This is a genomic window from Lysobacter sp. N42 (genome assembly GCF_004344885.1).
In genome coordinates this window covers 1-11,764 of the sequence record NZ_SKFB01000064.1, presented here as the reverse complement: position 1 = coordinate 11,764, position 11,764 = coordinate 1, and the positions used below count along the sequence as shown (strand labels likewise).

10 protein-coding genes are annotated in these 11,764 nt (G+C 71.4%); 3 read left to right on the top strand and 7 right to left on the bottom strand.

The genetic code is table 11. The annotated features are described in order from the left end of the window. Positions 1-182 precede the first annotated feature (182 nt). Positions 183-1,295 (top strand): rod shape-determining protein RodA, encoded by a 1,113-nt coding sequence (rodA, locus tag EYQ95_RS24930; protein WP_132331704.1) that lies wholly within the window; start codon positions 183-185, stop codon positions 1,293-1,295. Positions 1,296-1,344: 49 nt separating this feature from the next. On the opposite strand, the gene EYQ95_RS24925 is transcribed toward rodA, so the two are convergent. From EYQ95_RS24925 to EYQ95_RS24910, 4 genes are all read right to left on the bottom strand, one after another. Further along, the gene (locus EYQ95_RS24925; protein WP_132331702.1) at positions 1,345-1,725 is read right to left on the bottom strand and encodes a VOC family protein; all 381 of its coding nucleotides are present in this window, start codon (positions 1,723-1,725) and stop codon (positions 1,345-1,347) included. 298 nt (positions 1,726-2,023) lie between these two features. Then, positions 2,024-3,265 carry a multifunctional CCA addition/repair protein gene (locus tag EYQ95_RS24920; RefSeq protein WP_132331700.1) on the bottom strand — a complete coding sequence of 414 codons (1,242 nt, stop codon included), beginning with the start codon at positions 3,263-3,265 and terminating at the stop codon, positions 2,024-2,026. Between the two features lie 4 nt (positions 3,266-3,269). Further along, entirely contained in the window at positions 3,270-3,644 is a 375-nt protein-coding gene (locus EYQ95_RS24915; protein WP_132331698.1) for a PH domain-containing protein, read from the bottom strand. Between the two features lie 41 nt (positions 3,645-3,685). Next, complete coding sequence (locus tag EYQ95_RS24910; RefSeq protein WP_132331696.1) at positions 3,686-5,764, bottom strand: lytic transglycosylase domain-containing protein; 2,079 nt, start codon at positions 5,762-5,764, stop codon at positions 3,686-3,688. Positions 5,765-5,865: 101 nt separating this feature from the next. Between EYQ95_RS24910 and EYQ95_RS24905 the strand changes: the two genes are divergently transcribed. Both EYQ95_RS24905 and EYQ95_RS24900 read left to right on the top strand, forming a co-directional pair. Then, positions 5,866-6,660 carry a sulfite exporter TauE/SafE family protein gene (locus tag EYQ95_RS24905; protein WP_132331694.1) on the top strand — a complete coding sequence of 265 codons (795 nt, stop codon included), beginning with the start codon at positions 5,866-5,868 and terminating at the stop codon, positions 6,658-6,660. 133 nt (positions 6,661-6,793) lie between these two features. Further along, complete coding sequence (locus EYQ95_RS24900; protein WP_132331692.1) at positions 6,794-9,697, top strand: TonB-dependent siderophore receptor; 2,904 nt, start codon at positions 6,794-6,796, stop codon at positions 9,695-9,697. A gap of 85 nt (positions 9,698-9,782) precedes the next feature. On the opposite strand, the gene EYQ95_RS24895 is transcribed toward EYQ95_RS24900, so the two are convergent. From EYQ95_RS24895 to EYQ95_RS24885, 3 genes are all read right to left on the bottom strand, one after another. Further along, on the bottom strand, positions 9,783-10,163 hold the full coding sequence (locus EYQ95_RS24895) for a response regulator (RefSeq protein ID WP_132331690.1): 381 nt from the start codon (positions 10,161-10,163) through the stop codon (positions 9,783-9,785). A gap of 120 nt (positions 10,164-10,283) precedes the next feature. Further along, a complete protein-coding gene (locus EYQ95_RS24890; RefSeq protein WP_207916662.1) occupies positions 10,284-11,021 on the bottom strand; it encodes an endonuclease/exonuclease/phosphatase family protein in 738 nt (245 codons plus the stop codon). A gap of 34 nt (positions 11,022-11,055) precedes the next feature. Next, the coding region (locus tag EYQ95_RS24885) for a thiol:disulfide interchange protein DsbA/DsbL (protein ID WP_132331686.1) at positions 11,056-11,764 on the bottom strand (709 nt) is incomplete at its 5' end.

Genomic DNA, 11,764 nt, shown 5'->3' with positions numbered 1-11,764 from the left:
ACGCGGTGCCTGTGGCGGGTGGAAAGCCCCGCCAGCTCACCGCGTTGCCCCTCGATGTCGGCAGCTACTCGGTTGCGACCGCCGGTGCCGGGGCAGGGCGAGCCCCGGTCGCAAGCGGCATCGCAGCCGCCGCCCGCGGGTACGCCGGAGCGGCCGCAGCCCGCCAGCCCGGAGCCCCGGCCATGAACGTGCTGCTGCGCTGGCTGCTGGACATGCTGCTGCGCTTCACGCGCACGCTCGACCTGCCGCTGCTGGCGGCGCTCGGTGCGCTCATGGTGATCGGCGTCGCCGTGCTCTACAGCGCATCCGACGAATCGACCTCGATGGCCATCGCACAGGCCGCGCGCTACGGCGTCGGCCTGGCCGCGATGTGGGCGCTTTCGCGCATGCCCCCCACCCAGCTGCGCAACTGGACGCCCTACGTCTACGCCGCCTCCCTCGTGCCGCTGGTGGCGGTGCTGTTCATCGGTGCCGGCAAGCACGGCAACCACTGGATCGACCTGGGCGTCTTCTATTTCCAGCCCGCCGAGCTGCTCAAGCTCTCGTTGCCGATGATGGTGGCCTGGTACCTCAACCGCAGCCCGCTGCCCCCGCGCCTTCCGGTCGTGCTCGCCGCGGGCGTCATCATCGGCCTGCCGACGCTGCTCATCCTCAAGCAGCCCGACTTCGGCACCGCCATGCTGGTCGCGCTGTCGGGTGCGTTCGCGCTGTACCTGGCCGGGCTGTCGTGGTGGTGGTTCGCCGCGGCGGCCGGCGCGGTGGCGGCGATCGCACCGGTGGCCTGGATGTTCCTGCTGCGCCCCTACCAGAAGGCGCGCGTGCTGACCTTCCTCGACCCTGAGCGCGACCCGCTGGGCGAGGGCTGGAACATCATCCAGAGCAAGATCGCCATCGGCGGCGGCGGCTTCACCGGCAAGGGCTGGCTGCAGGGTTCGCAGTCGCACCTCAACTACCTGCCCGAGCACACCACCGACTTCATCTTCGCCGTGCTCGCCGAGGAGTTCGGCTGGGTCGGCGTGGTCACCGTCCTCGCCCTCTACCTGTTCGTGATCGGGCGCTGCCTGTGGATCGCCAGCGAGGCCCGGGATGGCTATTCGCGCCTGCTGGCCGGCGCACTGGGGCTGGCTTTCTGCGTCTACGTCGTGGTCAACGGCGGGATGATCGCCGGCCTGCTGCCGGTGGTCGGCGTGCCCATGCCGCTGCTGAGCTATGGCGGCACGTCGGCGGTGTCGCTGCTGGCGGGCCTGGGCGTGGTCATGGCGGTGCGTGCGCACCGGCCGGTGCATTCGCGCTAGGTCGTACGCCCGCCCGCCGACGCACGACCGAGCGCCGGCGCGGTCCGGGTCACTGGCCTTCGGGAGGCTGCCAGAGCTCGAGCTTGTTGCCTTCGGGGTCGATCACCCAGCCGAACCTGCCGTACTCGGACTCCTCGACGCGGTCCTCGACGTCGCAGCCTTCCTCGCGCAGCACCGCCAGCAGGGCGTGCAGGTCGTCGACGCGGTAATTGACCATGAAGGATGCAGTGCCGGGGGCGAAGTAGCCGGTATCGGCCGCGAACGGGCTCCAGATGGTGGTGCCCGAGGGGTTTTCCGGCGTGCCCCAGCGGAAGGCCGCGCCGCCCCAGTCGAGCACGTCGATGCCCAGGTGCCGGCGGTACCACTCGCCCAGGGCCTTGGGATCGCGGGACTTGAAGAAGATGCCGCCTATGCCGGTGACGCGTCGCATGCGGGGTGCTCGGTGCGGGTGGAAGCCGAGTGTCGCAGGTGGCGCCGGCGGCGTGGATCCGGCTGTCGGGCGCCCTGGCGGTGGCCGGTGGCCCGCGCAGCCCGGATGAGGCCGCGGGCCGCACCCGCGGGACAGGAGCGCGGGTGCGGCCGCCGCGCGCGTACCGGCGCGTGCCGGCCCCGGGTGCGCTGCGCTTACCCGGGCTACGAAATTGCGTGGCAGGAAGCGTCGAAGAGGCCAACGTTGACGGATGCCCCGCGTCCGCGGGCATGACGGCATCGAGGGTTGTCGACTCGTCCTAGCGCTTCTTGCCCGTCGCGCGGGCGATCGCGTCGATGCGCGCCATGCGCAGGGCTTCGCCCAGCGCCGGGCCCTCGAGCCCTGCGGGAAGCATGTCGACGCGTACCGCGCGCGCCGCCTCCAGGGCCTGAAGCAGGGCGTCCCGCGGCGGATAGGGCTGGTCCTCGAGGCCAAGGCGCCCGCGCTTGTCGGCCTCGCAGACCAGCGCGAGCTGCGCGATGCGTTCGGGCCTTCGGAAACCGTCGCAGCGCTGCAGCAGGTCGTGCACGGTGCCGGCGCGCAGGTCGGCGAAGCGGTGCACATTCAGGTGCTCGCGGCAGGCCATCACGGCGAGCTGGCGATGTGCGGTGGGCACCTTCAGGCGATCGCAGACCTCGCGCACGGGCGGTACGCCGGCCTGTTCGTGGCCGATGTGCCTGGGCAGCACGTGCCCGGGCGTGCGTGCCTTGCCGAGGTCGTGCACCAGCGCGGCGAAGCCGATCAGGTCGTCGCCGGGCGCAAGGCGCGAGGCCATGTCGCAGACCATCTCGACGTGCACGCCGGTGTCGACTTCCGGGTGGTATTCGGCGCGCTGCGGCACGCCATAAAGCGCATCGACTTCCGGCAGCACCGCCGCGAGCGCGCCGCAGTCGCGCAGCGTGCGCAGGAAGGCCGACGGGCGGGCGCTGGCCAGTGCGCGCCGCAACTCCTGCCAGACGCGCTCGGGCGTGAGCTCGGCCAGTTCGCCGGACGCGGCCATCCCGCGCATCAGGTCCATCGTCTCCGGCGCGACCGCAAAGCCCATCGGCGCCAGCCGCGCCATGAAGCGCGCGGCGCGCAGCACGCGCAGCGGATCCTCGACGAAGGCCGGGCCGACGTGCCGCAGCACGCGCGCCTCGAGATCGCGCACGCCGCCGAGCGGGTCGACGGGATCGCCGAGGCTGCCGTCCGCGCGCACCTCGCGCGCGATCGCGTTGATGGTGAAGTCGCGCCGCGCCAGGTCCTCCTCCAGCGTCACCGAGGGATCGGCGTCGACCACGAAGCCGCGGTAGCCGCGCCCGGACTTGCGCTCGGTTCGCGCCAGCGCGTACTCCTCGCCGGTGGCCGGGTGCAGGAAGACCGGGAAGTCGCGCCCCACCGCCCTGAAGCCGGCGTCGAGCATCGCCTGCGGCGTGGCGCCGACGACGACGAAGTCGCGGTCGCCCGCCGGCAGGCCGAGCAGGGGATCGCGCACCGCGCCGCCGACGAGATAGACGCGCATCGCCTCAGCGCACGTGCTGGGCAAGGATGGCGACGATGTCGGTCGCCCCCGAGCTGCGGCCGAGCACGTACGAGAGCGGGGCGGGCTGGCCGGACACCCACAGCTTGAGTTCGGCATCGAGGTCGAAATGCCCCGCCGTCTCCAGCGAGTACATGACGATCGCGCGGTACGGAAGGCTCAGGTACTCGACCTTGCTGCCGGTCAGCCCCTGCTTGTTGACCAGCAGCAGCCGGCGGTCGGTGAAGACCATGAGGTCGCGCACGAAGCCGAAGGCGCGCTGCATGGCTTCGCCGGGCGCGAGCAGCGGGGCGAGATCATCCTTCAGGTCGGCGACGTCCTTCTCGCCGGCATGGCCGAGCATCGTGTCGAGCAGTCCCATGGCGCGTGCCTCTGTTGGCGGGGACGCAAGTGCAGCAGCTTTCAGCCGCGCCGGGAAGGGCGTTTGGCCGGCGGGGGCTTGATCGGCGGCGGCGCGGCCGGCGTGGCCGCGAGTGGACAGGCGAAGCGCTTGCGGGGGCCGCCGGTGATGCCGACCATGCGGTCGGAGACGCGCGCGGCGTCTCCGTTCAAGCGCCAGTCGTAGATCACGCTGAAGGCGAGCACGCGCGAGACGTAGTCGCGCGTTTCCTTGTAGCTGATGGTCTCAATGAAGATGTCGGGCTCGAAATGGCCGCGCAGCGACTTCCAGCGCGACAGCGGGGCCGGGCCCGCGTTGTAGCCGGCGATGGTGTAGTAGCTGCGGCCTTCGCCGAAGCCGTCGTAGAGCTGGCGCAGGTAGGCGGTGCCGATCGCGATGTTGGCTTCGGGATCCAGCAGGGTCGACTCGCCGTTCCAGGGAATCCCGATGCGCTGCGCGACCGCCGCGCCGGTCGCGGGCACCACCTGCATCAGGCCGATCGCGTTGGCACTGGAGCGTGCGACGCGGTTGAAGATGCTCTCGGCGCGGATCTCCGCGGCCACGAAGGCGGGGTCGAGCCGGTTGCGCGCGGCTTCGCGCCGGATCACCGCATCGAAGTCCAGCGGGAAGCGGAGCGTGTAGAGGCGCAGTTCCTCGGGATTGTCCTTGCCCAGCGAGAACACCGCGCGGTCCAGCCAGCCGTGCTCCTGCGCGATCCTGACCGCCATGGGCCTGTGCGCCGCGCCCAGCCGCGCGAGCGCGTCGTTCCACTCGGCCGTGGCCCAGGCCACGCGGTCGATGGCGTACAGGCCCATGGCGCGCCGGAACGCCGGCTCGTTCTCGACCGGCGCGCGGGCGGCGGCCGACTCGCCCGGAATCCAGGGGCAGAGCGCGTAGGGCGCGTCGATGCGGTCGGCGGCCAGGAAGCCGTGGAACTCGGGCTTCTTCGCCGCTTCCGCCCAGGCACGGCGCGCGCCGGCCGCATCGCCCAGCTTCTCGGCCAGGCGCCCCTCGAAATAGGCGTACTTCGAATCCGCGCGCTGCTTCTCGCCCATGCGGCGGATGGCGGCGAGCGCGGCCGGCCAGTCCTCGCGCACCAGCGCGATGCGCACGCGCCATTCGTGCAGGCGCTCGTCGAAGGCCGACTCGGGCACCGCGCTGATGTGCTGCCAGGCGTCGTCGTCGAACTGGCCGGCGGCCTGCAGCGCAGCCTGGTAGAGCACGCGGCCACGCTCGACTTCGGTGAAGCCGAGCGCGGGGCCGAACTTCGCCAGCTGTACCTGCGCGCTGCCGGGGATGGACTTGGCCAGCCGCGCCAGCCCGTGCATGGCGATGCGGCGGCTGCGCTCGGTCTTCGGCCAGGCGAGCGCGCGGTCGTGCACGGCCTCGACGAAGGCGGCGTAGTCCTGCGCCAGCGCCGCCTCGTCCGCCGGCAGGCCGCGCGCGGCGGCGCGCATGACCGCCGGCTGCCAGGCTTCCGCGGCCTTCTCCAGGCGCTCCCAGCGCAGCGCGGGGGTCAGCGCGCCGCGTGCATCGAGCGCGGCGAACACCGCGTCGCACTGCGTGGGCAGCGATTCGCCTGCGCCGCGCCAGAGCGCCTGCGCATCCACCGTCCACTGCGGCGTTAAGCGGCCCGTGGCGGCCTGCGCCGCGAGCTGCGCGCAGCGCAGGCCGGTGTCGTCGATATCGGCGCGCCATGCGGCCAGCACGGCCGGCCAGTCCTGGCGGCGCGCGGCCTCGGCGATCCATTCGCGGGCGAAGCGTGCACCGACGGCATCGTTGCGATGGCGCTGCAGGAACGCGTCGGCGCGCTCGCGCGGCAGGCTCGAAAGCTGCCGGCGCAGGTCGGCGTACTCGACCCAGGGAAACAGCGGATGGTCGGCGAGGTCGGCGTAGGCCGCGGCGTCGAAGGCGCCGCGTTCGGCCGCGGCGATGGCCTCGCGCACGCGCGGCAGGCGCGCGTCGGGCGCCCGGCGCGCGGTTGCCACGGGGGCCGGCGCGACCGGCGACGGCGTCGCCTGCGCCGCGGGCGAGGGCGCGATCTGCGCGCAGGCGGGCGTGGTCGTGGCGAGGGCGGCGGCGAGCAGCAGGGACGGGCGCATCGGCCGACTATAGCCAGCGCATCTGAACGCGCCGTGGTGACGCGGGCCGTGCAACCGCGGCGGCGCGCAGGCAGGCTAGCCGCTTTTCCGCGGAGTCCCCGATGCCCGTCGAATGGCTGGCCTTTCCCGTTCTCGGCATCGTCGCCGGCGTGCTGGCCGGGCTGCTCGGCGTGGGCGGCGGTCTCGTGCTGGTGGCCGCGCTGGCATGGCTTCTGCCGCAGGTGGGCGTTGCGCCGGAGATGGCCATGCACGCCGCGCTGGCCAGTTCGCTGGCGAGCATCGTGCTCACCGCGATGGCGTCGGCCCGCGCGCATGCACGCCGGGGCTCGGTGCTCTGGCCGACGGTGGCCTGGATGGTGCCGGGCCTGCTCGCCGGCGGCTGGCTCGGCAGTGCGGTGGCGGTGCGTATCGACGGCGACGTGCTGCGCTGGCTGGTGGCTGCCTACTGCCTGGTCGCGGCGGCGCAGCTGATGCTGTCGAGGGCGCGCGAGCAGGCCGAGGGCATCGTCCCGCGCGGGCCGGGCATGACCGCGGCCGGCACCGGCATCGGCGCGGTGTCGGCCATCGTCGGCATCGGCGGCGGCAGCATGACCGTGCCGCTGCTGGTCTGGCGCGGGGTGGCGCCGGTGCGGGCGGTCGGCACGTCCTCGGCCTGCGGCGTCGCGATCGGGCTGGGCAGCGCGCTCGGCTATGCGCTGCACCCGCCGGCCGGCGCGCTCGGCGCGCATGCCTGGGGCTATGTGTACCTGCCCGCCGCGGTTGGCGTGGCGCTGGCCTCGGTGCTGGCCGCGCCCTGGGGCACGCGGCTGGCGCACCGGCTCAGCGGTGCCCATCTCAAACGCGTGTTCGCGGGCTTCCTGGTCGCCGTCGCCCTGTCGCTGGTGGCAGGGGGCTGACGCTATCGGCCGGCTGCCGGAAAACTTCAGGGCGGCCCTTGTGGCGGGTTCATGGAACGTTTACAAACCGGTTGACGCCGCGGGAATCAGGAGAGCGGCGGGCCTGCTTGTGCATACTTACGGAGAGAGAAACATGAAAGCGTTCCGCCACCAGCCCCTGGCGAAAGCCATCCAGCTGTCCCTGCTCCTCGTCGCCCCCGGCCTTGCTGCCGCGCAGGAGGCCGACGAGCCCGGTACCGACGCCCGCCAGCTCGACTCGGTCACCGTTACCGGTTCGCGCATCAAGAAGGCGGATGTCGAGGATCAGGTCCCCGTCCAGGTCGTCACGCGCGAGGACATCGAGCGCACCGGCCTGACCTCGGTCGGCGACGTGCTGCAGCAGATCACCGGCGCGGGTTCGGGCTTCAACCGCACCCGCAACGCCTCCGGCAACGACGGCTTCCCGCCGGACGGCGGCGGCGCGGGCGCCGGTGCCACCACGGTCAACCTGCGCCACCTGGGCACCAAGCGCACGCTGGTGCTGGTCGACGGCCAGCGCTGGGTCAACGAGTCCTCCGCATCGGGCGTGGGCTCGGCGGTGGACCTCAACACCATTCCCCTGGCGGTCGTCGAGCGCATCGAGGTGCTGGAGGACGGCGCCTCCTCGCTGTACGGCTCCGACGCGATCGCGGGCGTCGTCAACATCATCACGCGGCGCAACTTCGACGGCGCGCAGCTATCGGTGAACTACGGCGAGTACGAGCCGGGCGACGGCGCGACCAAGGGCGTCGACATCGCCTGGGGTGGCTCCAGCGGAAGCGCGAGCTGGTTCGTCGGCGCGAGCTACCAGGACCAGGAGAAGGTCTCCTCGTCCGATCGCGAACGCACGCGTCTACCGGTGTTCGGTACGGGGCTCGCGCTGGGCTCCTCGCGCGTGCCCGGCGGACGCTTCGTGTTCACCGATCCACGCAACGGGGTCCGTTACGACCTCACCACCGATCCCACGCTCTCGAACCCGACCTATACGCCCGGCCTGCCACCGTGCGCGGGCGGGGCCGACCGCCCCGACGGCTTCCGCTGCTGGCTGGGCTCGCGCGACGCGTTCAACTACGCACCCTTCAACCTGCTGCTCACCCCCAACGAGCGCGCCGGCATCTTCGGCCAGTTCCGCCTGGAACTCTCGCCGACCACGAACTGGTACACGCGTGCGCTGGTGAACCGCCGCACCTCGCTCAACCGGGCCGCGCCGGAGCCCATCGACCTCGGTCCGGGCGCCGGTTCGCCCTTCACCGCGAACATCGTCATTCCCGCCAACCACCCGTTCAACCCGTTCGGCATCCAGCTGGACTCGACCAACATCTCCACGATCAGGCGGCGTCCGATCGAGGGCGGTCCGCGCCTATTCGAGCAGGAGGTCGACACCACCTATCTCGGCACCGGCATCGAGAGCTCGTTCGAGGTCGGCAGCGGGACGTGGTTCTGGGACGCCAACCTCGCGCACGGCCGCAACGAGGCCGAGCAGGAGAACCGCGGCAGCTACAACGCGCGCAACATCGCCATCGCCCTCGGCCCCACCGCCACCTGCGCGGCGACCCCGGGCTGCGTGCCGCTGGACATCTTCGGCTTCAACACGATCACGCCGGACATGCTGGCCTTCATCTCGCCGGTGTTCCGCGACCGCAGCGAGAACAAGCTGACGCTGGCGACCGCCAACCTCTCGGGCGAGGTCTTCGACCTGCCGGCCGGCGCGCTGTCCTTCGCCACCGGCTACGAGTACCGCAAGTACGAAGGCTCCTACGACCCCGATCCGCAGACGGTACGCGGCGAATACAACGGCGTGCCGTCGCTGCCGACCGCAGGCGAGTACGACGTCAACGAGGTCTACCTCGAGCTCAATGTTCCGTTGCTGGCCGATTCGGCATTCGGCAAGAAGCTCGACCTGAACCTCGCCGGGCGCTATTCGGACTACTCGACCTTCGGTGGCGAGTTCGTCCCGAAGATCGGCCTGCGCTGGCAGCTCGCCGACGAGTTCCTGCTGCGCAGTACGTACGCCGAAGGCTTCCGCGCCCCGACCATCGGCGAGCTCTACGCCAGCGGCACGCGCTTCGATGCGAACATCACCGACCCCTGCCTGATCAGCGTGGACGGTGCGGCCCCCACGGGCAACGCCGCCAACTGCCGCACGCTGGGTGTCCCCGTGGGTGCGCGACAGTTCGACCCGCAGATTGGCGTCGAAACAGGCGGCAACCCGCTGCTCGAGCCCGAGCGTTCGCGCAGCTTCTCGGCCGGGTTCGTCTGGTCACCGTCGATCCTGGAGAACACGGCGATCGCGCGCCGCGTCGACATCGAGGCCACCTTCTACCGCCACGCGATCGAGGGCGCGATCCAAGCCACCGACCCGCAGACCCAGCTCGACCTCTGCGTGGAATCCCTGGATCCGCGCTACTGCGGCGGTATCACGCGTAATCCAACCACCGGAAACATCGACACGTTCGCCAACTTCCTCGGCAACTTCGATTCGATCAAAACCGACGGCTGGGACTTCGACGTGTTCTGGGTCCTGCCTGAAACGCCGATCGGCAACTTCGAATTCACCTGGCAGAACACGTGGGTCACGCGCTACGAGGCGACCAGCGCCGATGGCTCGCTGCAACCCCTCGAGCCGGGCCGACTGGTGAGCGACCCGGTCACACGCTCGATTCCGGAGTGGACGTCCAATGCCACGCTGGCCTGGCAGAAGGGCAACTGGACCGCCTCCTGGACAGCGCGCCACATCAGCGAGCTCACCGAAGACTGCGGCGACGCCGCGGGCTTCCCGATCTGCCGCAACGATCCCGCCACCGGCCAGAACCGCCTGGGCGCGACCACGTTCCACGACGTGCAGGTGGGCTACAAGATCGACTGGATGCGTGGGCTGCAGCTGCTCGCCGGCATGAACAACGTCTTTGGCAAGGATCCGCCGGTCTGCCTCTCGTGCAATCTCAACAGCTTCGACGGCTCGACCTACGATCTGCCCGGTGGCGGCTTCTGGTACGTACGTGCCGATCTGCGGTTCTGACGGCGGCGTTGCAGGGCTCCACGGAGCGGCCGGGGTATCCCCCGGCCGCTCTCTCGTTGAAGGGTGACGCACGCCGGCAGGGCGCCTAGGTGTCCAGCGCCGCCCGATGCATCCGCGCGATCTCCATCAGCCGCACCACTTCCGTGGACTTGTCCAGCACGTCCACGCCGTAGCGTTCGCGCAGGCCCCGCGTGTCGGCGTCGTAGGCCAGCGAGGTCAGTACGACGACGGGCGTGTCGCGCTCGGGCCGTGCGCGCATCTGGCGCAGGAACTCCCAGCCGTCCATCACCGGCATGACCAGGTCGAGCACGATCATCGACGGATGCGAGCCCGCGTCGAGCCGCTCCAGCGCCTCCCGGCCATTGCCCGCCTCCTCCACCGCGAAACCTTCCAGCGTGAACAGATCGCGCAGGGACTTCCGGATCTCCCGGTTGTCTTCCACGACCAGCAGCGATGCGGTAGCCATTGGCGATCCCCCGTGAGCCGATTCTTCGGACCGCACGTGTGCGGGATGCGTGAATCGGCTGCAGGCGCGCCGCGGTTGTTGCAGGACGCTTCAGGCGCGCCGGCGGACGGGCGCCGGCGGCTACTGGAGGCAGCGCTCGGGGACTTCGAGGTCCACCGACACCCCGAGATGGTCGGAGAAGGCGGCGGGCACGGCACAGGCCTCGCCGCTGCGCAGGCCGTCGCCGATGAGGATGTGGTCGATGGCGCGCTGCGGCGCCCAGCTCGGGAACGTGGGCACCTGGCAGGCGGGCGGCTGCAGCCGGGTCCGCTTGAACAGCTGCTGCATCTCGGGCTGCTCGATGGTGCAGTTGAAGTCGCCCATCAGCACCGCATGCGAGCGACCGTGCAGCAGCTCGGCGATGAAGGAAAGCTGCGAGGCGCGGGAGGCGGCGCCGAGCGAGAGGTGGGCGACCGCGATCAGCAGCGCGTCCTCGGCGTCGCCGAAGCTCGCCAGCAGCACGCCACGCCCGCCGAGCCGGCCCGGCAGCGGGTGGTCGTGCACCTCGCGCGGCTCGAGCTTGGAGAGGATGCCGTTGGCACTGGAGGCCACCCCGCCCACGCGGCGGTTGGGCTGGTGGCTCCAGTAGGGAAAGCCGCCGCGCTGGGCCAGGTAGTGGGTCTGGCAGACGAAGCCCGAGCGCAGCGAGCCCGGGTCGCTCTCGTTCAGGCCCACGATGTCGTGCGTGCCGGCCAGCCTCGCGATCGCGTCGAGGCTGCCCCGCTTGTTGCCGGCCGGCAGCACGTGCGACCAGCTGCGCGCGATGTAGTCGCCGTAGCCGCGCGTGCTGGAGCCGGCCTGGATGTTCGCGCTCAGCAGCTTGAGGCGGCGTTCCGCCATCGAGCGCCTGGGGTCACCCGTTCGCCGCTGGCGCCGCCGCGGGAGCGGCGGGTGCGGCCGCGCGCTCGCGGGCGATCAGGTGCTCGGCGATGCGCAGCGTGTCGTCCAGCGACTTGCCGGTCACGCGGTACTTGCCGGCCACCACCAGCGTGGGCGTGGAGTCCACGCCGCTGCGGGTGATGAACTGCATCGCGCGCTTGAGCTTGGCGTTGACGCTGAAGCTTTCCATCGTGCTGGCGAACTGCTGGGCGTTGGCGCCGTGCCGGGCATAGAACGCCGCGATCTCCTCGTTGCTCGAGGGCGGCTGGATCGACAGCGAGCGCTCGACGTGCAGGGCGTTGAACATCGCCTGGTGGGTCTTGCCGACCAGGCCCAGCGACTCGGCCGCGTAGTAGGCCTTGGCATAGGGCACCCAGTAGCCGCCGAAGGGCGCCGCCACCGGCACGACCTTCACATCGGCCGGCTGCTGCGCCTTCCAGCCCTGCAGCAGCGGCTCGAAGGAGGCGCAGTGCGGGCAGGTGTAGCCGAACACCTCGACGACCTCGATCGTGCCGGCGGCGGGCTCGAAGGGCGTGCCGCCCGGGATCTCGACGTAGTCGGTGCCGGCGACCGGCGCCGGCCCCTGCGGCGGACGCGCCTGCGCCGGGCGGGCGTGCTGGGCCAGCGTGTGTCCGACGCCGATGTGGAGCGCATCCTGCGCGGCCTCGGGCTCCAGGTCGACG